This window comes from Arthrobacter sp. UYCu723 (assembly GCF_054059215.1).
The window spans coordinates 4,059,126-4,081,185 of the sequence record NZ_JBSSBW010000001.1 but is presented as its reverse complement, the minus strand read 5'-3'; the positions used below and the strand labels follow the sequence as shown (position 1 = coordinate 4,081,185).

11 protein-coding genes and 5 pseudogenes are annotated in these 22,060 nt (G+C 65.2%); 7 read left to right on the top strand and 9 right to left on the bottom strand.

Going from position 1 to position 22,060, the window contains the following annotated elements; translation table 11 throughout:
• Positions 1–38: 38 nt before the first annotated feature.
• The gene (locus tag ACVWZ8_RS19025; protein ID WP_426975460.1) at positions 39–779 is read left to right on the top strand and encodes an ankyrin repeat domain-containing protein; all 741 of its coding nucleotides are present in this window, start codon (positions 39–41) and stop codon (positions 777–779) included.
• 138 nt (positions 780–917) lie between these two features.
• Here the strand turns inward: ACVWZ8_RS19025 and ACVWZ8_RS19020 are convergent.
• Together ACVWZ8_RS19020 and ACVWZ8_RS19015 are read right to left on the bottom strand one after the other, a co-directional pair.
• Positions 918–1,807 (bottom strand): annotated as a pseudogene (locus ACVWZ8_RS19020) (NADP-dependent oxidoreductase).
• A 47-nt stretch (positions 1,808–1,854) separates the two neighbouring features.
• On the bottom strand, positions 1,855–2,166 hold the full coding sequence (locus ACVWZ8_RS19015; RefSeq protein WP_456505483.1) for a hypothetical protein: 312 nt from the start codon (positions 2,164–2,166) through the stop codon (positions 1,855–1,857).
• A gap of 591 nt (positions 2,167–2,757) precedes the next feature.
• Between ACVWZ8_RS19015 and ACVWZ8_RS19010 the strand changes: the two genes are divergently transcribed.
• Positions 2,758–3,315 carry an NADPH-dependent FMN reductase gene (locus tag ACVWZ8_RS19010; RefSeq protein WP_456505482.1) on the top strand — a complete coding sequence of 186 codons (558 nt, stop codon included), beginning with the start codon at positions 2,758–2,760 and terminating at the stop codon, positions 3,313–3,315.
• Between the two features lie 275 nt (positions 3,316–3,590).
• Here the strand turns inward: ACVWZ8_RS19010 and ACVWZ8_RS19005 are convergent, their stop codons facing one another.
• Positions 3,591–4,142 carry a flavin reductase family protein gene (locus ACVWZ8_RS19005; RefSeq protein ID WP_456505481.1) on the bottom strand — a complete coding sequence of 184 codons (552 nt, stop codon included), beginning with the start codon at positions 4,140–4,142 and terminating at the stop codon, positions 3,591–3,593.
• A gap of 125 nt (positions 4,143–4,267) precedes the next feature.
• On the opposite strand from ACVWZ8_RS19005, the gene ACVWZ8_RS19000 reads away from it, so the two are divergent.
• From ACVWZ8_RS19000 to ACVWZ8_RS18980, 5 genes and pseudogenes are all read left to right on the top strand, one after another.
• Positions 4,268–4,498, top strand: a complete 231-nt coding sequence (locus ACVWZ8_RS19000) for a hypothetical protein (protein WP_456505480.1) — start codon at positions 4,268–4,270, stop codon at positions 4,496–4,498.
• A gap of 1,228 nt (positions 4,499–5,726) precedes the next feature.
• Positions 5,727–6,314 carry a recombinase family protein gene (locus ACVWZ8_RS18995; RefSeq protein ID WP_456505479.1) on the top strand — a complete coding sequence of 196 codons (588 nt, stop codon included), beginning with the start codon at positions 5,727–5,729 and terminating at the stop codon, positions 6,312–6,314.
• Between the two features lie 273 nt (positions 6,315–6,587).
• Positions 6,588–9,553: pseudogene (locus ACVWZ8_RS18990) on the top strand (Tn3 family transposase).
• A 623-nt stretch (positions 9,554–10,176) separates the two neighbouring features.
• Positions 10,177–11,129 (top strand): annotated as a pseudogene (locus tag ACVWZ8_RS18985) (IS1595 family transposase).
• Between the two features lie 476 nt (positions 11,130–11,605).
• The gene (locus ACVWZ8_RS18980; RefSeq protein ID WP_426977779.1) at positions 11,606–13,222 is read left to right on the top strand and encodes an APC family permease; all 1,617 of its coding nucleotides are present in this window, start codon (positions 11,606–11,608) and stop codon (positions 13,220–13,222) included.
• A gap of 470 nt (positions 13,223–13,692) precedes the next feature.
• On the opposite strand, the pseudogene ACVWZ8_RS18975 reads toward ACVWZ8_RS18980, so the two are convergent.
• From ACVWZ8_RS18975 to ACVWZ8_RS18950, 6 genes and pseudogenes are all read right to left on the bottom strand, one after another.
• Positions 13,693–14,791: pseudogene (locus ACVWZ8_RS18975) on the bottom strand (pyridoxal-phosphate-dependent aminotransferase family protein).
• A gap of 907 nt (positions 14,792–15,698) precedes the next feature.
• Positions 15,699–17,069 carry an allantoinase AllB gene (allB, locus tag ACVWZ8_RS18970; RefSeq protein WP_426977784.1) on the bottom strand — a complete coding sequence of 457 codons (1,371 nt, stop codon included), beginning with the start codon at positions 17,067–17,069 and terminating at the stop codon, positions 15,699–15,701.
• Positions 17,070–17,092: 23 nt separating this feature from the next.
• Positions 17,093–18,083, bottom strand: a pseudogene (locus tag ACVWZ8_RS18965) (glycerate kinase).
• Positions 18,084–18,105: 22 nt separating this feature from the next.
• Positions 18,106–19,896, bottom strand: coding sequence for a glyoxylate carboligase (gene gcl, locus ACVWZ8_RS18960; RefSeq protein WP_456505478.1), 1,791 nt, complete (start codon positions 19,894–19,896; stop codon positions 18,106–18,108).
• Between the two features lie 118 nt (positions 19,897–20,014).
• Positions 20,015–20,893: a 2-hydroxy-3-oxopropionate reductase gene (locus ACVWZ8_RS18955; protein WP_456505477.1), complete on the bottom strand. Its 879-nt coding sequence runs from the start codon at positions 20,891–20,893 to the stop codon at positions 20,015–20,017.
• A 56-nt stretch (positions 20,894–20,949) separates the two neighbouring features.
• Entirely contained in the window at positions 20,950–21,753 is an 804-nt protein-coding gene (locus tag ACVWZ8_RS18950) for a hydroxypyruvate isomerase family protein (RefSeq protein WP_456505476.1), read from the bottom strand.
• Positions 21,754–22,060: the final 307 nt, after the last annotated feature.

The window sequence follows — 22,060 nt, the reverse complement described above, 5'->3', positions numbered from 1 at the left end:
GGCTGATAGTGCATGCAGTTGAAGAAAGAGGCGTTGCGATGATTGATATTGCGGGTCCGCCCGCTGATGCCATGGTCCGGGCGATCCACACCGGCGACCCGCTGACGGTGAGGCGGCTGTTGCGTGAGAACCCCGCCCTGGCCGGCGCCAGATTTGGCACCGGAGACCCGCACGGGGTGGCACGCACACTCCTGCATGTGGCCACCGACCTCCCGGGCCACTACCCCCACAGTGCCGAGACTGTCACGATACTCGCCGAAGCCGGGGCTGACGTCAGCGCCCCGTGCACCGGGCCGTACGCCGAGACCCCGCTGCACTGGGCCGCGAGCAGCAACGATGTCGAGGCCCTCGACGCCCTGCTGGACGCCGGCGCGGACATTGAAGCCCCGGGAGCGGTGTTCGGAGACGGCACACCACTGGCGGATGCCATCGGCTTCGGGCAGTGGCAGGCGGCCCGGCACCTGATCGACCGCGGTGCACGCACGACGCTGTGGCAGGCGGCGGCTACGGGACTACGATCCCGCATCCTCGAGGGCTTCCCCGACGCGGCGCCGCCGTCGCCGGAAGAGCTCAATGCCGCGTTCTGGTACGCCTGCCACGGCGGGCAGTTCAATGCCGCGATTTACCTTCATGGCCGGGGGGCCGACCTGAACCGGATACCGGCGCGGGAAGAGCTGACGCCTCTGGACGCGGCGCGGCGCAACGGTGCCGCCGACCTCGTCCGGTGGCTTCACACCCACGGTGCCCGGTCGGCCACGGAACCGCGGTTCCCCCGGTAACGGCGCATTGGTTCCTCATTTCCCCGCGGATCGCATTCGATGTTCCGGCTGGTTCCGGCCGGGTCACGGACACTGAACCGGCTGCCTCAGGAACAGGCCGCAGCAGCGGTACATCACGGCTGCTGCCAGGTCCGAGGCTCAGCTGACCCTCACGATGTACTTCCCGAGCCCGTGTCCCTGTTCGCTTTTCGCGTGGGCGGCCGCGATGTTTTCCAGCGTGAACGTCTCCGCGACCGGCGGCCTGAACTTTCCCCGCGCGAACAGCTCCGCGGCTTCGGCACGTGCTTCCGGCGCGCGGCCCACGCCGCCGGAAGCGAACCCTACACCGTACCGGGCGGCATCACTGTCGGCGATGGTGATGACCTTATCGGCACTGCCCGTGAGCCGAGTAAGGTCCAGCAGCACGCCGGAGCCGACCGTGTCCAAGGCGACATCGACACCCTGCGGGGCGAGCTCGCGCACACGGTCCACGAGACCCCCGCCGTAAGTCGTCGAGATCACCCCGAGTGACCGCAGGTACTCGTGGTTCTTGTCGCTGGCGGTACCGATCACGGTCACTCCGCCGCGGCCAGACCCACCCCGCCGGCGGCACCATTGACAACCAGTGTCTGTCCCGGACTCATGGGCAGCAGGTTCAGCGCCCGCCGCGCCGTTTCAGTGGCCATCGGGAAACCCGCAGCCTCTTCAAAGGACAGGCCGCCGGGCTTCCGCGCCCATTCCGCCAGCACGGCGTAATCAGCGGCGGCACCCGAAACCGCGGTGCCGAACACCGCGTCGCCGATGACGACGCCACCAACACCCTCACCGACCTCGTCCACGACGCCCGATGCGTCCATCCCCACCCCCGAGGGAAGCCTCATGGGCATCATGGCCGCCAGGGCCCCGCTGCGGGTCTTCCAGTCGATCGGGTTCACGCCGGCCGCCCGGACGGCTATGCGGATCTGGCCGGGCCCGGCATGCGGCTCCTCAACCTCGACGACCTTGAGGACCTCCGGACCTCCGTACTCGGCGAACTGGACAGCTTTCACGACATCCTCCTCATGGTGAACCCGGCCAATGCGGGTGCCGCGGCATTTCACGCATCTGACCGGCCTGCCCCCCGGAACCGGTGCCACAGCTCGCGCTTGCTCTCCGCTAGAGCATCGATGACGTCCTGCTTGGACCCGGCAGCCTCGGCTACTCCAAGAACCCGGCCGATGTCACGCCACGGGGTTCCAGCGGCGACAGCCGCATGGATCGTCTCGCCAAGGGCCTTGTCAATGGCCGTGGAAGCGCGGCAGCATTCGCGCAGGTCCTCCACCGGGTCCTTTCCCCAATGGCCGCGCCGCCGCACGCGCAGCCGGGCCCCCTGCCTTGACGGGCGTACCCGCTGACGGTGCGTGGACACGGCTGCCGCCTCTCCCGGGGTGCCTTTCACTTCAGGCTAAGCCGCGCGGTGGAACTGCGCCAGTGGCCAAAGGCTTCCGACAGGGGCCGGCACGCCCCCAGCACCCGCACGCGCGGACCCGCCACCTTCACCACGGAGAAGAACAGAACCCGCCGGCCAAGGACCGGCTCCGCCGCGCACCGTCGGACCCGGCCGTCGAACGTCTCGACGTGATTCCATGCCGAGTCTCGTCAGGGCCGACGGTGAAAGCACCCTCTGAGAGTCGGCCAATTCGAACTGCGACTAATGGCCAACGAAAGCCGACGGACAGCCGGGCATGATCGACTTCATCGCCTCGGCAGCTATCTCTGGAGACATGAATCGGGTCGGACTCTTGAACCGGGCTTTAGGAACACCTTTCTGGGCGATTTCGGACGTTTCCTCGCTTCATCTCCTGACGTTCCCCTTCCCAGTATCTGAGACACCGCAAACGTGCTGTGCAGTCCGCCGGGTCCGGTGATGGCTCCAGCGACCGTCTCAGGGGAAGAAGCGCCCTTCCCACAGTGTTTTAACGGGCACAGGTTGCCGTGGAAGCAGGGGAGATGAGGTGCCATGGTGAGGATAGCCATCGTGCTGGGAAGCACCCGCCCGGGCAGGGTCGGGAAAGCGGTCGCGGACTGGGTCTATGAGCAGGCGAAGAAGCGTTCTGATGCACAGTTCGAACTTGTCGATGTGGCTGACTTCTCTCTACCGCTGCTGGATGAACCGCTCCCGCCCTCCCGCGGGCAGTACCGGAACGAGCATACGAAGGCATGGGCGCAGATCATCGCCTCCTTCGACGGATACATCATCGTCACCGGCGAATACAACCACTCCGTGCCGGGGGCACTGAAGAACGCCATCGATTACCTGTACCGGGAGTGGAACAACAAAGCCGTCGGTTTCGTCAGCTACGGCAGCGCCGGCGGGACCCGGGCGGTGGAACATCTGCGGCAGATCGCCGCCGAAGTGCAGATGGCCGATGTCCGCGCCCAGGTCTCCCTGCCACTGGCCACGGAGTTCGAAAACTACACCACGTTCACCCCGTCGCCCCTGGCGGTGCAGGGCCTGGGACCGGTCTTCGACCAGGTCATCGCGTGGGCCGTCGCCCTCAAAACGCTGCGCCCCTGAAGGAAAAAGCGGCTAAAACACGGCAGGAACCTCCCGGAGCATCCGCCGGCGGGATGCGGCCGGCAGGTAGCAACGGTTCCCTCGTCGGCGCCGCCTGCCACGACGACGGGATGTCACCACTGGACGCTGCTGTAACTGTGGATTCGGCACCGCCCCCCAAGCGAGGACTTCATCCAGCACTACAATCACCACAGGCCCCACACGGCACTCAAAGGCGCCTCACCCACCAAACGCGTCACCAACGTACCGGGTTGGGACATCCGGGCGGGCAGCTTCTAAAGCGCCAGGCGGTGGTAGGCGGAGGCAAAATGTATGAGCGGGTCCGGTACCTCCGACCCCGGAGCGTCACCGCCCAACGCCACTACCTCTCCTACGACGAGCAGATGTGTAGCCGCCGGATGGATGGCAACCGTTCTCAGCTCGAAGTACGCGATCGATCCGTCAAGGATCACCGATCCGGTGGCCGGGCCACGGCGGTACGGGACCCGGGCCAGCAGGCCCTCAACCGGGGTCCCTGGACTGGCCAGCCAGTCCGCCGCGCCTTGGTGCCTGCTGCGCAGCAGACTCAACGCCCATGTACCCGTCGCGGCGACCGCTTCGCCGATGCGTGAGCCCGCGTAGAGGCTGACCAGCATCGTAGGAGGGTCATAGGAGACGGAGAGAAAAGCAGTCACCGTTGCCGCGTAGTCGCGCCTGCGCAGGGATGTGGAAACCACAGCGACGCCGGCGGAGATGTCCGCGCTGAGCACGCGGTACAGATCGATGTCCGCCTGGGAAGGCTGTTCGCCGTCAAGGCGGTGCGCGTCCAACGTCCCTGGACTCTCCATAAAGTACATCGTTTCACGCGCCGAACCATAGGAGTGCTGTTATTCCCTGCACTGGACATCCCCGCATCAACCTTCTGCGTTGAGCGCCGCTTTTCCCTGTGGCTGCATCGTGGGACCATGCCTGCATGAGCGAAAGTGAAAACAATGGTCCGGCGCCCCCCGCCACTGATGGAGCGGGAAGGAATGACCGGGCGCCGGCAAGCAGAGAACATCAGGCAGCGCCGCCCACCCAGGGGATGCGCACCGTGGGCCAGCGTCGCCGGGATGCGGAACAGAAGCTTGAGGAGCATCAGCAGGAGGCCCGCCACAAGACCGAAGCCGAAGACGGCCCCGAGGAACCCCCGGCGAGCCAGTAACGGCCCTTGAGCGGCTTGAGGCGGGCTTTCCGTCAACGGTGCGTCGGCGCTTGAGGAACCGGAGCGAGGAAGTCCGGGCGTTGATTGGCCCCGGACTCATCGCCTGAACGCTCGTAACCGCATACGGTGAACGGCGGCACGTCCTTCAAACCTTGCTGGGAGCAGACAACGACCGCGACCGGAGGAGTCCTGCCGACGCGGCCACCCACAGCCCGCCGCGCAGCGGACGACCCTCTTGACCCCGGCGTGGGGTCCGTGCATTGCCCGCGGGTGGGGTCCACGTCCGGGGTTTTCACAAGGAGTTTCGACCAGACTTGCCCCGTCCTGATGTTGCACGGTGTCCGCGCACTTCGGGTCTGGTCACCGGGCGCGGCCCCCAGCATTGCCGGGCCCGGTGACTATCCCCGGGCGGCAGCGCCCGGCCGGTGACGGCCCTGCTGCGCGGCGGCTCACAGGCAGGTGTGAGACCTTATCGATCCGGGACGGTAGCGGCACAGCGAAGCGCCTGAGAACCGCCATCGGTGGGACAGATGCGTTTCATGGAGTGCCGCGTCGGTGCCCTTGACGGCGCATCAGGAACAGTCAACCAACCCGATGCTGTGTCTATGTCAATCTCATCCGGTCCGCTGTGGCGGCTTGAATCAGGTCCACCGCTGGGCCCTTCAGGGGGCGCTTACTGGAAACGGAAAAAATCGCACGCTAAGCCCTGCCCCGACTCGGCACCCAGGGCTGGTGCAAAGTCGTGTGCGGGGTTGTGGTGCGGATGCCGGCATGCCCGGTGCAAGTGCTCTTAATGCAGGGGAACCCCCGGTAAACAGGTGATCGTTCAAAATCGCCTTTCAACAGGCGTTCCGTCATGACGTCTTCGCCCATCCAGACCCTTGTTGGCCGGCTGGGGCAGCTGGCTGGTGAGAATGGACCCGGGCGTCACGCTGGCGACGCTGCTGGACGCGCTCTCCTGCGTTCCGGCCCCAACACAAGCTCTTGGGCCTGGGCACTGTCCTGACGACGACGAGGGCTGGGCGGGTAGGCTCGACGGCCGTTGCCGAGCAATGGCACATCGGTGGAGTGTCTTGCAAAGCTTTTACTTGTTGAGACATCCGATCCGACCCCAGGAAGACAGGGCACTTTCGCACTGCGGCACGGAACGGCAATGTCTCGACAAGTCGTCTCATAGCATAGCGTGTCTCAGGTACTTTCTTAGGGGTTTATGGGGCAGACTACGGTCATGGCACTTCTCGGATACACCCGGATCAGCACCGCCGGCCAGGACGACCAGCTCCAACGTGACTCCCTCACCGCGGCAGGCGTCCAGGCCCGGGACATCTACTCCGATGTGACCTCCGGAAGTAAGGAGGCCACGAGCCGCCCCGGGATGCAGAGGCTCCTGGGCTACGCCCAAAGCGGTGACACGATCGTGGTATGGCGCATCGACCGGCTCGGCCGATCCCTGCTCGATGTCCTGAACACCGTCAACGGGCTCCGGCACAAGGGAATCATGGTCCGCTCGATCGCCGACGGCATTGACCCGGAAACAACCACGGGGCGCCTGATGCTGAACATGCTCGCCACCTTGGCCGAGTACGAACGCGAACTCATCGTCGAACGCGTCAATGCCGGCATCACCGCCGCCCGCGCCGCCGGGACCATCTTCGGCCGCCCCGTGACCGACCCCGCCCTCACCGCCGAAAAGCTCCGGATCGTCGCCGCGGCCCGTGCCGAGGGAAAAACCGCACAACAGGCCGCCCAACTCGTCGGCTGGAGCCGGGCCACCCTGTACCGGCACCAGCAAGCCAACGTCCGGCTGAAGGACTGAGAGGGACCGGCATGGAACTGGGAAGGCCAGACCTCCATCCACGACTGCCTCGATCCCGTCGGCCCCAGAGCCATCGGCGCAGATGCCCAGACCGTCCGACGTTCAAAACAACGCCGGAGGAGCCCGCGCGTGCGGCCCCGGAACCGCAGTCCGGACGCCGGGAAAACCGTCGACGCGGGCTACCAGTGGCAAATGTGAATGACTTGATTCTCCGTGTCCGATGGGTGGCATGGCCGGGCTTATCGAGAACCCAGGATTTCAGAAGGAGGACCGATGCCCCGTCGTTCAATCCTGTCCGCCGCCGAGCGGCACACCCTGCTCGCCCTGCCCGAGGGCCAGGAAGAGCTGATCCGGCACTACACCCTCAATGACGCCGATCTGGCCCTCATTCGCCAGCGTCGCAAGCCGGAGAATCGGTTGGGCTTTGCCATCCAACTTTGCTACCTGCGATTTCCCGGCACCATCCTTGGCACCGACCAAACACCGGACCCACCGGTGTTGGCCATGGTGGCCGCGCAGCTCGGCGTTCCGGTCGAGAGCTGGGACGAGTACGGCCGGCGCGAACAGACCCGGCACGAGCATCTCATCGAGCTGCAAACGGGTTTCGGATTCAAACTATTCGGACTGAGCCAGTACCGGGCGGCGGTCCATGAGCTGGTTGAGCTGGCGTTGCAAACGGACAAAGGCATCGTGCTGGCCGGCGCCCTGGTGGAAAGCCTGCGCCGCCAGCGCATCGTCGTCCCGGCAGTGGATGTCATCGAGCGGGTTTGTGCCGAGGCGATCACCAAAGCCAACCGGCGCATCTACGCGGCATTGACCGGTGACCTTTCAGCTGATCACAAACACCGGTTGGATGGTCTGCTCAAGCGCAGGGAGGAAGGCAAGTCCACCCGGCTTGCCTGGTTGCGCCAGCCGCCGGTCAAACCGAACTCGCGGCACATGCTCGAACATATTGAGCGACTCAAAGCCTGGCAGGCGCTGGAGCTGCCCGCCGGCATCGAACGCCAGGTCCATCAGAACCGTCTGCTCAAGATCGCCCGCGAGGGCGGGCAGATGACGCCGGCTGATCTGGCCAAGTTCGAGCCGCAGCGCCGCTACGCGACTCTGGTCGCGGTGGCCGTAGAAAGCACGGCCACCGTCACCGATGAAATCATCGACCTGCACGACCGCATCATCGGCAAGATGTTCAACACCGCCAAAAACCGGCACCAGCAACAATTCCAGGCGTCCGGCAAGGCGATCAACGACAAGGTGCGCCTGTACGGGAGCATCGGCAAGGCGCTGCTGGAAGCCAAGGGGGCGGCACCGACCCCTTCGCTGCCATCGAGTCCGTCCTGTCGTGGGATGCCTTCACGACCAGCGTGACCGAGGCGCAAAAGCTTGCCCGGCCCGGGGACTTCGACTTCCTGCACCGCGTGGGCGAAAGCTACGCCACGCTGCGCCGCTATGCCCCCGAATTCCTGGCCGTGCTCAAGTTCCGGGCGGCACCGGCCGCCAAGGATATGCTCAAGGCCATCGAGGTGCTGCGTACCATGAACGCGGATAGCGCCCGTAAGGTGCCGGACGATGCGCCACGGGGATTCGTCAAGCCGCGCTGGGCAAAACTGGTCTTCACCGAAGGCGGGGTCGACCGGCGGTATTACGAGCTGTGTGCGCTGTCGGAGTTGAAGAATGCGCTGCGCTCGGGCGATGTCTGGGTGCAGGGCTCGCGCCAGTTCAAGGACTTCGAGGAATACCTGGTCCCGGCGGGGGTGTTCAGCGATCTGAAGGCGTCCGGCGGCTTGCCGTTGGCCGTGGCCACCGATTGCGACCAGTACCTGCGCGGCCGGCTTTCGCTGCTGGAGCAGCAGTTGGCGGTGGTCAACCGGATGGCCGCAGCCAACGACCTGCCCGACGCCATCATCACCGGGTCCGGGTTGAAGATCACCCCGCTCGACGCGGCCGTCCCCGACGCGGCGCAAACACTGATTGATCAGACGGCGATGCAGCTGCCGCACGTCAAGATCACCGAAATGCTCATGGAGGTCGACGAATGGACCGGGTTCACCCGCCACTTCACGCACCTGAAGACCGGCGACAGCGCGAAGGACAAGAAACTCCTGCTGACAACGATCCTGGCCGACGGCATCAACCTCGGGCTGACCAAGATGGCCGAGTCCTGCCCCGGCACGACCTACGCCAAACTGTCCTGGCTGCAGGCCTGGCACATCCGCGACGAAACCTACTCAACCGCCCTGGCCGAACTGGTCAACGCCCAATTCCGGCAACCTCTCGCCGGGAACTGGGGCGACGGGACCACCTCGTCATCCGACGGCCAGCGGTTCAAGGCCGGCGGCAGGGCCCAAAGCACCGGCCACGTCAACCCCAAGTACGGCACGGATCCCGGGCGGATGTTCTACACCCACGTCTCGGACCAGTACTCTCCCTTCAGCGCCAAGGTCGTCAACGTCGGCGTCCGCGACTCAACCTATGTTCTGGATGGCCTGCTGTATCACGAGTCGGATCTGCGCATCGAGGAGCACTACACCGACACGAACGGGTTCACCGATCATGTCTTCGGCCTGATGCATCTGCTGGGATTCCGCTTCGCACCCCGGATCCGCGACCTGGGCGAGACCAAGCTGTACATCCCCAAAGGGGACACCCCCTACGGCGCACTCAAGCCCCTGATTGGTGGCGCCCTCAATACCAAGGCCATCCGCGCCCATTGGGACGAGATCCTGCGGCTATCCACCTCGATTAAACAAGGCACCGTGACGGCCTCACTGATGCTGCGCAAGCTCGGCAGCTACCCCCGCCAGAACGGCCTGGCGGTGGCTCTGCGCGAGCTGGGCCGGATCGAACGCACCCTGTTCATCCTGGACTGGCTCCAAAGCGTCGAACTCCGGCGCCGGGTAAACGCCGGGCTCAACAAGGGCGAGGCACGTAACGCCCTCGCCAGGGCCGTGTTCTTCAACCGGCTCGGCGAAATCCGGGACCGTGGATTCGAGCAGCAACGCTATCGCGCCAGTGGCCTCAATCTCCTCACCGCCGCCATCGTGCTCTGGAACACCGTCTACCTCGAACGAGCCGCAAACGCGCGACGCGACCAGGACCCGGAATCCCACGACGCGCTCCTGCAATACCTGTCACCACTGGGTTGGGAACACATCAACCTCACCGGCGACTACACCTGGCGCAGCAGCGCCAGGATCGGCACGGGCAAATTCAGGCCCCTACGATCACCTTCCAAGGCTTAGCGTGGTATTTTTTTCCGTTTTCTGAAGCGCCCCCTACTACGAATCCGACTGGGGCTCGGAGGAATGGACCCGCGGCGCCTACGCCGCCAGCTACGACCTCGGCGGACTGCACCGCTACGGCAAGGACCAACACACGGGCCTGGCCATTCATGGGAAATCAGTCACCTCTCTGACCTGTACGGACTTAGGACTGCCCCTAAAGAAACGGCCAGCTAATCGAAGGGCCCGGTGGGCAGCCGCGACCAGCCCCGATCGCAATACACCTCGGCCTCCGTGGGTAAGACACCTACAGAGGCCCAGACGCGGCCGCGGCGGACCGTCGGCCGGGTGGGCGCCGGGGCGCAGCCGCTACAGGGCCAGCACGACCATCTCCTCGAAGCACATGGCGCTCCGCCAACCGTCGAGCCCCTCCCGGCTGCCGGCGGGCGCCATCCATCTGGCTGTTGCCGCCATTTCACAGGGAATAGGGGCCGTGCCGTCAGTGGCGGCTATAGGGAACTCATCTCGGTCTGAAGACCACGTCCTGAACTCCCAGGCCATCCGGCTTCGGGGCAGGCGGAGCCGGGACCTTCCCCGCAAAATATGAATAGTGGGTATCCGGTTAGCTCAGGTAGACTGCGTAAATGTCGAGACCGGACTTTCCGAAGACGATTCTGGAGTTCCAGGCGAGATTCGGCGACGAGCAGGCTTGCCTGGGCTATCTGTTTGAGTGCCGCTGGCCGGATGGCTATTCGTGTCCCCGGTGCAAGGGGGAGTCCGCCTGGCCCGTGGCGGCGCGGGGGCTGTGGGAATGCGCCGCATGCCGTTACCAGGTTTCGCTGACAGCCGGTACCGTGCTCCACAAGACCCACACTGCACTGCATTTGTGGTTCTGGGCGGCCTACCTGATGACGACGGGAACTCCGGGGATCTCGGCCAGGCAGCTGCAGCGCCAGCTCGGACTCAGCCGCTACGAGACGGCCTGGACCATGCTCCACAAACTGCGCCGCGCCATGGTCAACCCCGAACGCACCCTGCTGACCGGCGAGGTAGAGGTGGACGAATGCGAAGTCGGCGGCCCGGAGGTGGGCCGGCGCGGCGGCAGAAATCTCACGGCCCGGGCCGCGCAGATAGTCGTGGCGGTGGAGGTGCGTGGTCAGGGCTCCGGACGCGTCCGGATGAAGGTGATCCCCAACGCGTCCGGCGACACGTTGGGCACTTTCGTGACAGACACTGTGGCTCCCGGCGCCATCGTGCACACCGACGGCTGGATGGGGTACGTCCCGTTGAGGAACAAAGGCTACGACCACCGCCCGCGATCCCAGCGGGCCGCCAAAAGAGCCGGCGACCCCGACCCTGTCCTTCCCCGCGTGCACCGCGCGCCATCAGCAACTTCAAGACATGGCTGCGGGGAACCCACCGCTCCCTGGGCAATGAACACCTGCAGGTGTACCTCGACGAGTTAACGTTCCGCTACAACCGGCGCAGCACACCCATGGCGGCCTTCCAATCCCTGCTCGGTCTCGGCGCACAGCAGGCGCCAGCCACCTATCGCCAAATCGTCGCCCACGGTCCGGGATCGAAAAGCACAACCTGAGCTAACCGGATACCCACTATATGAATAATGTTGGTTTCCCCCTTGCGTAGGTGTTGGTGCAGACCCCATACTAAATGAATTCCATTCATTTTGTGATCCACAACTCACCTAGTAATCACGCTTGAACTGACAAAACCGGATCCGCCGATATCGTGCCCAGGTCCGGGAATCGGGTCCATCTGCTGGATCCCGGACGCGGCCGCGCTGGACCCCGAGCCGCCCGAGGGGACGAGGAAGGATATGTGGACTACAGCTCATTAACCACCTCGTCGTCACCAAGGGCGTCATCGCCTGCAGCTTCGAAGATCCAAAGGATGACAGGTACTTGCCGTTCCCGCCGAGCCCAGCCGGGCCGCCGCGCAGTCCGTGTGGACGCGTGCAAACTATTTGCCCGCGGCGGAGGCATCCGCTGTACCACCCAGCAGGAACCGCTGCTGGATTCACCGCCTGCCTAGAAAGGCCAGCTCATGAGTCGAATGACCAGCCAAGATCAGCCGCGGGACGCTCCCGTCGCGGACCAGTTCACGCCGGACCGGCGTGCTCCGGCGGGGCGCCACCATCAGCCCGAGCCGCACGACCCGGCCGACACCAAACACGGCATCACAGGGAAGGGACTCAAGGGTGGCCAACTGGGTCTGCTCGCCGTCGTCGTCCTGGGCATCTCCTCGGTGGCGCCCGCCTACAGCCTGACCAGCTCCCTGGGCCCAACCGTCAACGCTGTCGGCCTGCAGCTGCCGGCCATCTTCATCGTCGCGTTCATCCCCATGATCCTGGTGGCCTTCGCCTACCGCGAACTGAACGCCGATTCACCGGACAGCGGCACCACCTTCACCTGGACCACCAAGGCCTTCGGCCCGTTCCTCGGCTGGATGGGCGGCTGGGGACTGCTGGCGGCGAACATCATTGTGCTCTCCAACCTGGCTGGCGTCGCGGTGGACTTCTTCTACCTCTTCCTGGCCCAGGTGTTCAACGATCCCGCGCTGGCTGACCTGACCGGCAACAAGGCGCTGAACATCGCCACGTGTCTGGCCTTCGTGGCGCTGGCGGTCTGGGTCAGCTACCGCGGCCTGCACGCGACCAAGCTGGTGCAGTACTCCATGGTGGGCTTCCAGGTGCTGGTGCTGGGCCTGTTCATTGTCATGGCCCTCACTCACGCGGTCTCTGGCGACACCCCCACGGCCATCGGCTTCAGCTGGGACTGGTTCAATCCGGCCAAGATTTCCGGGTTCGACCAGTTTGCCGCCGGCATGTCGCTGGCGGTCTTCGTGTACTGGGGCTGGGACGTGTGCCTGACGGTCAATGAGGAGACCAAGGGCGGCAAGGGCACAGCAGGCAAGGCTGGGACGACGACGGCAGTCGCTGTCCTGGGCCTGTATATCGCCGTAATTGTGGCCACCATGATGGTGGCCGGTGTGGGCGGGACCGGCATCGGCCTGAACAACCCGGACAACCAGTCGAACGCCTTCGCTGCCCTCGCCTCGCCGGTGATGGGTCCGCTGGCCATCCTGATGTCCCTGGCGGTGCTCGCCGGCACGGCGTCCTCGCTACAATCCACCATGGCTTCCCCGGCCCGCAGTCTGCTGGCCATGGGCCACTACGGCGCACTGCCGCCGCGCTTTGCGACGGTGAGCAAGAAGTTCGGCTCCCCTGGTTACGCAACCATCATGGCCGGCGCCATCTCCGGCGGCTTCTACGCGATCATGAAGGTGGCCAGCGAGAACGTGCTCAATGACACCATCCTGGCGCTGGGACTGATGATCTGCTTCTACTACGCGATGACGGCCTTCGCCTGCACTTGGTACTTCCGGCACAGCCTTTTTGCCAGCGTCCGGAACTTCTTCATGCGGATGCTCTTCCCGGTGCTCGGGGGCCTGGTCCTCACTGTGGTCTTCATCCAGACCGCGGTGGACAGCTGGAGCCCGGAGTTCGGCAGCGGCTCTGAGCTGTTCGGGATCGGGCTGGTGTTCCTGATCGGGATTGGTCTGCTGGCGTTGGGCCTGGTGGTCATGGCCATCACGTACTTGCGCCGGCCGGGCTTCTTCCGGGGCGAAACGCTGCGCAAGGACACCCCGGCGCTGGTGGTCCCGGAGTAGGCCGGCCCCCACCCGACGGATCCTTGGACGCTGTTCCGCAATTAAGAGCCGTCGAAGGTTCGATATAGTCAAACAGTCTTGAGGCGGCAACAATGGCCTGGCTTTGGCCATGCCGCGGCTGGTCCCCGGCCAGTGGTCGTAGATTTCCATGGCGTGGGTGAAGTGGTTGAACTGGTCGTACCAGCGCCAGTTGATGACGCTGGACGTGTGGAATGCCCTGCGAACGCGGGAGTGGCCATGCCGGGAGATGAGGTTCCTGTGGTGATGTCCGGACAGGCCATCATCGAGAACTGGTCCAATCGATGGCAGGCGGTGCCGCTCGTGTGACGGTCGGGGCGGCCTGCCAACCTGTCGTGGCGTCGGCCGAGCCGAGCTGCACGCCGGATACCGGCGCCCCGGCATTCACCTCACAGCTGTTGGTGCCGGTGTAAAGAGGCGCTCGAATCAGTGTTTTCTCGGAGAGTCTTTGGCTAGGCAGAGGCGATGGCTTCCTTGAGAGCCCCCAGCACCAGAGTCACTGACGCGGCATTTGCGTTGGGGCCCATCATTCCGATCCGCCAGACGCTGGAAGCATAGCTGCCCGCCCCAGAGCCAATCTCGATGCTGAAATGCTCCAGAAGATATCGCCGTACGGCCGCTGAGTCGACACCGTCTGGGACCTTGACGGTGGTAAGGCTGGGCAGCCGGTGGCCCTCGGCCGCGAACAGCTCAAGACCCATCTCCTGGAGCCCCGCCTGCAACGCAGCCCCTGCCGCGCGGTGGCGCGCCTGGACCGCATCCATTCCCTCGGCCAGGATCCTGCGCAAGCCCGCCTCGAGACCGGCGATCATGGTAAACCGGCGCCGTGTGATGGTAGGTCCGACCGCTGCCGCTGGCGGCCCCGACGTAACCGCCCAGCAGACCGATATCCAAGTACCAGGAGCGGGGATTCTCAATCCTTCGCTCGAAGGCTCTACCCGACACTGTGAAGGGCGATAACCCCGGCGGCAAGCCGAGGCATTTCTGAGTGCAGGCGTAGCCGACGTCGATTCCCCAGTCGTCCGCAAGGAGTTCCAGCCCGCCGATGGACGTCACGGCGTCTACTATTAGCAGCGCATCTCCCTTGTTCTGCCCGAGCGATGCGACGTCGGACAGTACTCCAGTTGAGGTTTCGGCGTGGACGGCCGCAATCACCTTCGGTCGCGGGTGAGCCGTCAGAACGCGTTCGACGTCGATGGGCGTGCCCCAGTCATGGTCTACACGAACCACGGTCGCGCCGCAGCGGCGGGCCACCTCACACATGCGCTCACCGAACAGACCGTTGACGGCGATCACTGCCACATCGCCGTCAACCACTGTGTTCACGAAAGCCGCCTCCATGCCGCCGGAACCGGTGGCGCTCAATGGCAGCGTGCAGGCATTTTTAGTCCCCCAGACCGTGCGGAGGCTCTCGCAGGTGTTGTCCAGCAGTTCGATGAAGACCGGATCCAGGTGTCCAATCACCGGATGCGCCAACGCGGCGGTCACTTCCGGGTAGCAGTTGCTCGGTCCCGGACCCAACAGGAACCGTGAGGTCAAAATGTCTGGCATTGGAACTCCTTCGTTCCGGCGGACCTGCCTGCTTCCCGGCTCAACCCACTACCCGAATAGAGGTCGATGAAATTTCCGCGCAGGATCTTGATGATGTCATTCTCGTCCCACGCCGCGCCATCAGCTCACGCGTGATGTTGGGAAAACCGTCGTAGCCGATGCGAATCCGCCCAGGCGCGCAGGCTGTACTCTCTGCAGCCGGAGCGGCGGAAGTGGGCGGTTGAGCAGTTGAGCCGGGACACGGTACAAGGATCCGGAGAATTTGAAGCACCATCAGCCGTATTTGGCAGATTTCATAACGCCGACAACCGGCGTTCTGTCGCGTTGCTTAACCAATCTTGGGGTACGCCGTCTTGCATGTCCGGTCTCAACGTAGTTGTCAGTTTTATAATTGAATCGGAGCCTACGGGGTTCTTCTCCCTGTCTCAGTTGACTTGTCAGCGTTGTTCAGAGTGGTCGCCTATGAACTCGACAGGATCCGAGCGCGTGCTGGGCACGGTCGGAGGCAGGGCCAGGCATACGGAACTGACAACTCGGATGAGACAGATCGGGCGACTTGTCGTCTCATTCAACCTGTCAGTTCCCACGTCGACACTGTCGGGTTGAATGAGACAGGAAATTGCATGCCGAGGGATGCGAGACGAGACAGACCCATGAGACGTTGATAATGAACGTGACCGAGTTGATCGGATATGGCCATGTCTCGACCGGGGTGCAGGACACGGGCCGCCAGATACCGGACCTACTTTTCGTCCGGCGTGCGGGAAGATCTCTACGCCGACAGGCGCGCATTCGTGACGTCGCGGCTGCGGTCGAGGTTCTGCACTTCGCTGCACGGCAAGCCCGCTATGGCCTAGAGCAGCGAAGTGCGGTGCCTGGCCCATCCGGCAAGCCCGAGTTGGGTGCGTTAGCTCTGGCCCCGGCGCAGGAGTTTGCCGGTGGGCGTTTTGCCGTCCACGATGGTGCCGCGCAGGTAGGTTTTGCGGACCACACCGGAGAGGGCTTTGCCGTCGTAGGGCGTGATGGGGTTTTTGTGCTTGAGCTTGGAGACGTCCACCACGTAGGCCTCGTCCGGCGCAAAGACCGAGAAGTCCGCGTCGTAGCCCAAGGCCAGCTGGCCCTTACGCACCAGCCGCGCCAGTTGCGCCGGCCGGGTGGACATCCACTCCAGTACCTGCTCCAGCGGGATGCCGCGGTGCCGGGCCTCGGTCCAGATCAGGGACAGGCCCAGCTGCAGCGAGGAGACGCCGCCCCAGGCGACGGCGAAGTCGCCGTTTTCCAGGTCCTTCAGGTCAAGGGTGCTGGGGGAGTGGTCCGAGACGATGCAGTCGATGGTCCCGTCCTGGAGTCCCTTCCACAGCAGTTCCCGGTTGGAGGCCTCGCGGATCGGCGGGCAGCACTTGTAGGCGGTGGCGCCGTTGGGGATTTCCTCGGCCATGAGCGTGAGGTAGTGCGGGCAGGTCTCCACGGTGAGGTGGACGCCGTCGCGCTTGGCGGTGGCGATCATGGGCAGCGCGTCGGAGGAGCTGAGGTGCAGGATGTGGGCGCGGGCGCCGGTCCAGCGGGCGCGTTCGATGACCTCGGCGATGGCCTTGTTCTCGGCCCCGCGGGGGCGGGAGGCCAGGAACCTGTCGTAGTGATCGCCCCCGGCGGAGGGGGCGCGGTCGATGGCCCGGGAGTCCTCGGCGTGGACGATCATGAGCGAATCGAAGGACTTGAGCTCGGCCATGTCCTTTTCCATTTCCTCGGCGTCCAGGTGCGGGAACTCGTCCACGCCGGAGTGCAGCAGGAAGCACTTGAAGCCGAATACGCCCTCATCGTGCAGACCGCGCAGATCTCCGGTATTTCCCGGGATCGCTCCGCCCCAGAACCCCACATCGACGAACGCCTGATCGCGGGCCACGCCGCGCTTGAGATCCAGCGCCTGAACGGTGGTGGTGGGCGGGATGCTGTTCAGCGGCATGTCGATGATGGTGGTAACGCCGCCGGCTGCGGCGGCCCGGGTGGCGGAGGCGAAGCCCTCCCATTCGGTGCGGCCTGGTTCGTTGACGTGGACGTGGGTGTCCACCAGGCCCGGGATCAGGGTTTCGTCGTCCGCGAGTTCTATGACCTCGGTGCCGGTGAGTCTGTTGCCTAGGGGCTCGATGGCCACGATCACGCCGTCCCGCACGCCCACTTCACGCGCGGCGATGCCGGCGGTGGTGAGGACGCGCTGGCCGCGGATGACCAGATCATAACGTGCGCCGGTTTGAATCGATGTCGTTGGTTCTTCAATCATGGAGATTCTCCTAGTCTTCGGATTCAGGCGTCTTCGTCTGAAACTGACCATCGTGTTGCAGTATTTTTGCCCAATAATTCGAGAAGCGGTCCTGCTTCGGCTATACATTTGTCTACATTGGCTTCCAGATCCGTCAAGGCATAGACCTGGGCGAAGCCGGCGTCGCTGAGCTGTTTACGGCTCAGTGTAGTGCGCCCGCAGACGGCGATCACGGGCACGCCTGCGTTGGACGCGGCCCGGGCAATGCCCATGGGTGTTTTGCCGAGGAGGCTTTGTTCGTCCAGGCTGCCTTCGCCGGTGATCACCATCCGGTCGGCCCAGTTCGGTGAATTCAAGTACGACGTCGATGCCCGGCCTGCGGGTCGCGGCCAGTACCGCTATGGCTGCGTAGCCAACACCGCCGGCCGCTCCGGCGCCCGGCGCGGCCGCGGCTTTCACAGCGCGGGGGCCGATTTCGTTGGCGAGGACCTGCACGAAGTTGGCCAGGGCGTTGTCCAGCGTGCTGACGTCCCGTCCGTCGGCGTCGAGGAGTTTGGCGCCGAGTCCCTGGAGGACTCCTGCGCCGCCGTCAGTGTTGGCGCTGCCGCCGATGCCCAGGATGTTCTGGCGGCAGCCGGCGTCGAGTGCTGCCCGGATCAGTTCCCCGGTGCCCAGGCTGGTGGCTCTGTTGGCGCTTGTGGAGTCCGGGCCGCCGCCCGGGAGGACGGCGAGCCCGGACGCGGCGGCCATTTCAATCACGGCTTCGCGTCCGCGGACCGCGAACTCGGCCCGGAGCGGCTGCCCGGTGGGTCCGCTGACCAGGGCGCTGCGGCGGGTGAAGCCGGAGCCGACGGCGGCGTCGAGGGTGCCCTCGCCGCCGTCGGCCACGGGAATCCGGATTACCTCGAGATCGGTGCCGGTCGGGACTTCGGTGTGGACCGCGTAGCCAGCCTGCAGCCCGGCTTCCAAGTGCCAGGCAACGTTCGGGGCGGAGGGTGAGCCCTTGAACTTGTCGGGGGCAATGACAACGCGCATTCCGGAGCCTCCTATCAATGGACTAGTCCAGCAGCGCGATGATCGCTGTGGGGGCGTCCTCGCCGTGTTCGGCCAGGTCCTCGAACTCGGTTACGGCGTTGATTTCGGTGCCCATGGAGATGTTGGTGATTTTTTCCAGGATCACTTCCACCACGACGGGGACGTTGAACTCGCCCATGAGTGCCTTGGCCGTGTCGAACGCTGCGGGCAGGTCGTTGGGGTCCTCCACGCGGAGGGCCTTGCAGCCCAGGCCCTCGGCGACCTTGATGTGGTCCACGCCGTAGCCACTTGCGTTCGCCGAGAGATCAGTGGAGTTGATGTTCTCGAAGGCCAGGGACACGTTCTGTTCCATCTTGAAGCCGCGCTGGGACTGCCGGATCAGGCCCAGATAGGAGTTGTTCACCACCACGTGGATGTAGGGCAGGTTGAACTGTGCGCCGACGGCCAGTTCCTCGATCATGAACTGGAAATCGTAGTCACCGGACAGGGCAACAACGGTCTCGTCCGGCTTGCCGCGGACCACGCCCAGCGCGGCCGGACCGGTCCAGCCCAGCGGGCCGGCCTGGCCGGCGTTGATCCACTTCCGCGGGCCGAAGACGTGCAGCAGCTGGGCGCCGGCGATCTGGGACAGGCCGATCGTGGACACGTAGGTGGTGTCCTGCCCGAAGGAGCGGTTCATTTCCTCGTAGACGCGCTGCGGCTTGATCGGGATGTTCTCGAAGTGGGTCTTGCGCTGCAGGGAGCCTTTGCGCTCGGTGCATTCGGCGACCCAGCCGGAGTAGTCCGGCAGTGTGTCTGCCGTCTTGCGTTCCCGGGCCAGCTCAATCAGGCCCTCCAGTGCCGCGCCGGCGTCGGAGGTGATGCCCAGGTCCGGGGAGAAAACCCGGCCGATCTGGGTGGGTTCGATGTCGATGTGCACGAACGTGCGGCCGGCCGTGTACGTATCCAGGCCGCCGGTGTGGCGGTTGGCCCAGCGGTTGCCGATGCCGATCACGAAGTCCGCGGCCAGCATGGTCTCGTTGCCGTAGCGGTGCGAGGTCTGCAGGCCCACCATGCCGGCCATCAGCGGGTGGTCATCCGCGATGGCGCCCCAGCCCATCAGGGTCGGGATGACCGGGACGTTGACCAGCTCGGCCAGTTCAACCAGCTGCGCGGAGGCACCGGCGTTGATGATGCCGCCACCGGCGACGATCAGCGGGTGCTGGGCGGCGGTCAGCATGTCCAGGGCCTTTTCCAGCTGCTTGCGGCTGGCCCGGGGCTTCTCGACGGCCAGCGGCTCGTAGGTGTCGATGTCGAATTCGATCTCCGCCATCTGCACGTCGAACGGCAGGTCCAGCAGCACGGGGCCAGGGCGGCCGGAGCGCATCAGCTGGAACGCCTTCTGGAACGCGCCCGGAACCTGGCCCGGTTCCAGGACGGTCATGGCCATCTTGGTGACCGGCTTGGCGATGGTTTCGATGTCCACGGCCTGGAAGTCTTCCTTGTGCAGCTTGGCCACGGGAGCCTGGCCGGTGATGCAGAGCATCGGGATGGAGTCCGCCCAGGCGGCGTACAGTCCGGTGATCATGTCGGTGCCGGCGGGGCCGGAGGTGCCGACGCAGATGCCGATGTTGCCGTCCTTGGCCCGGGAGTAGCCGTCAGCCATGTGGCTGGCGCCTTCCACGTGCCGGGCGAGGGTGTGGCGGATGCCGCCGTGCTCCCGCATGGCCGAGTAGAAGGGGTTGATCGCCGCGCCTGGCAGGCCGAACGCCTCGGTGGCGCCCTCCTTTTCTAGGATGGCGATAGCAGCGTCTACGGTGCGCATCTTGGTCATTCTGTGCTCCTTGAAAGTCTGCTGTGGTGCCCGGCGCGGGGCTCTGAATGCCCTGTGACGAGGGGTGTTTGGCTGCGCGTTAGCTTGTTCCCGGCAGCTGGCTGGCCTGCCCGTCAGCTTACTTGCGGCCGGAAAGTTGGAGGACCTGCTTGAAGAGTCCGGAGTGGTCCAGTCCGCCGTCGCCCTGGTTGACGGTCGCGGCGACGAGCTGGGCTGCGATGGCGCCGAGGGGGATGGAGACGTTGGCTTCGCGGGCTGCGGAGGTGACGATGCCCATGTCCTTGTGGTGCAGGGCAAGGCGGAAGCCGGGCTCGAAGTCGCGGTCGAGCATCTTCTGGCCCTTCTGGTCCAGGACCTTGGAGCCGGCAAGCCCGCCGCCGAGGACCTTGAGGGCGGCGTCGGTGTCGACGCCGTAGGCCTCGAGGAAGGCGATGGCCTCGCCCAGGACCTGGATGTTGACGGCCACGATGAGCTGGTTGGCTGCCTTGACGGTCTGGCCGGAGCCGGACGGGCCGACGTGGACGATGGTCTTGCCGACAGCGGTCAGGACCGGCTGTGCTGCCTCGAAGTCGGTGGCCTCGCCGCCCACCATGATGGAGAGTGCGGCATCGATGGCACCCTGCTCGCCGCCGGACACCGGAGCGTCCAGGGCGCGGATCCCGGCCGCCGCGGCGTCCCCGGCAAGGCGCTTGGCGACGTCCGGGCGGATGCTGCTGGCATCGATCCACAGGGCTCCCGGCTTGGCGTTGGCGAACAGTCCGTCCGGGCCGCCGACTACGCCCTCGACGTCCGGGGAGTCCGGCACCATGGTGATGACGACGTCGGCGTCCGTGACGGCGTCGGCGATGCTCGTGGCGCCCTGGCCGCCTTCGGCGATGAGCGCGTCGATCCGGTCCTGGCTGCGGTTGAAGCCGGTGACGGTGTGGCCGGCCTTGACGAGGTTGATGGCCATGGGCAGGCCCATGATTCCGAGTCCGATGACTGCAACATTGCTCATTGTGGTTCCTTTACTGAAGTCCCGTTAGCTCAGGAGCTGTGGGGTTTGGCGGGTCGTTAGTGGGCGGCGGGGCGTTCGGGGAGGGCCCAGGCGAAGGCGGTTTCCGCCGGTTCCTTGTATTCGAGGCCGATGTAGCCCCCGTAGCCGAGTTCGCGGCTGCGGGTGATCCATTGGCCGAGGGGGAGCTCACCGGTTCCGGGAGCCCCGCGGCCGGGGTTGTCGGCGATCTGGACGTGGCCGAAGTCCTTGGCGTGGTTCTCGATGACGGCCGCGACGTCGTCCCCGTTGACCGCCAGATGGTAGAAGTCCGCGAGGAGCCGGATGTTCCCCGCACCGGATTCATCCCTGACCCGGGCGATCACTTTCAGAGCATCGGCGGCGGTGAGAAGCGGGTACTTGGGGGCGCCGCTGACCGGCTCGAGCAGGACGGTGCCGCCGATCCGGGCGACGCCGGCGGCCGCGGTCGCGAGGTTTTCGGCGCCGATGGCGTCCTGTTTTTCTGCGGACTCGCCGTCGATCCGGTTGCCGTAGAGGGCATTGAAGGCCTTGCAGCCGAGACGCTCGCCGATGCCGGCAACAACATCGATGTTGTCCAGGAACTCTGCGGAGCGGGCAGGCCAGGACACCAGGCCCCGGTCCCCGCCGGGCATGTTGCCCGCGTTAAAGTTCAGGCCGGTGAGCTGGACTCCGGCGTCGGTCACGGCGCGCTCAAACTTGGTGACGTCCGCGTCGCCGGGGACGGAAGTTTCAAAGGGCCACCAGAATTCGACGGCGTCAAAGCCGGCAGCCTTCGCTGCGGCGGCGCGCTCCAGGATCGGCAGTTCCGTCAGCAGGATGGAGCAGTTCACTGTATAGGTCATTGCGTTTTTCTCCTGGGTTCATTCAGTTTCATAGTGCGGATGCAAACGTATGGATCTGAACGTGAAGGCGGATTGGGTTGAGCTGCCGCCAACTGCACATCACGATTGCACTGACTCTAGCCAGTCATTGCGTGGATATCGACGGCCTCCGTCAAAGTTCTCCGGGGCCCAGGATGAGCTGCGGCGTTTCCACCTGCACCTCAAAACGCAGCCGGCTGGCGGGAATGGCATGGCGCTGTCCGGGTAAGCCGGGTAAGTACGCAAGACCTATCTGCGGGGCGGGGTGGACTTCGACTCACCCCGGGGC

What these genes read in the sequence shown, in the direction of transcription:
- ACVWZ8_RS19025 (WP_426975460.1), top strand. Translation starts at nt 39, where the DNA reads ATGATTGATATTGCGGGTCCGCCCGCTGATGCCATGGTCCGGGCGATC.
- ACVWZ8_RS19010 (WP_456505482.1), top strand. Translation starts at nt 2,758, where the DNA reads ATGGTGAGGATAGCCATCGTGCTGGGAAGCACCCGCCCGGGCAGGGTC.
- ACVWZ8_RS19005 (WP_456505481.1), bottom strand. Translation starts at nt 4,142, where the DNA reads ATGGAGAGTCCAGGGACGTTGGACGCGCACCGCCTTGACGGCGAACAG.
- ACVWZ8_RS19000 (WP_456505480.1), top strand. Translation starts at nt 4,268, where the DNA reads ATGAGCGAAAGTGAAAACAATGGTCCGGCGCCCCCCGCCACTGATGGA.
- ACVWZ8_RS18995 (WP_456505479.1), top strand. Translation starts at nt 5,727, where the DNA reads ATGGCACTTCTCGGATACACCCGGATCAGCACCGCCGGCCAGGACGAC.
- ACVWZ8_RS18980 (WP_426977779.1), top strand. Translation starts at nt 11,606, where the DNA reads ATGACCAGCCAAGATCAGCCGCGGGACGCTCCCGTCGCGGACCAGTTC.
- allB (WP_426977784.1), bottom strand. Translation starts at nt 17,069, where the DNA reads ATGATTGAAGAACCAACGACATCGATTCAAACCGGCGCACGTTATGAT.
- gcl (WP_456505478.1), bottom strand. Translation starts at nt 19,896, where the DNA reads ATGACCAAGATGCGCACCGTAGACGCTGCTATCGCCATCCTAGAAAAG.
- ACVWZ8_RS18955 (WP_456505477.1), bottom strand. Translation starts at nt 20,893, where the DNA reads ATGAGCAATGTTGCAGTCATCGGACTCGGAATCATGGGCCTGCCCATG.
- ACVWZ8_RS18950 (WP_456505476.1), bottom strand. Translation starts at nt 21,753, where the DNA reads ATGACCTATACAGTGAACTGCTCCATCCTGCTGACGGAACTGCCGATC.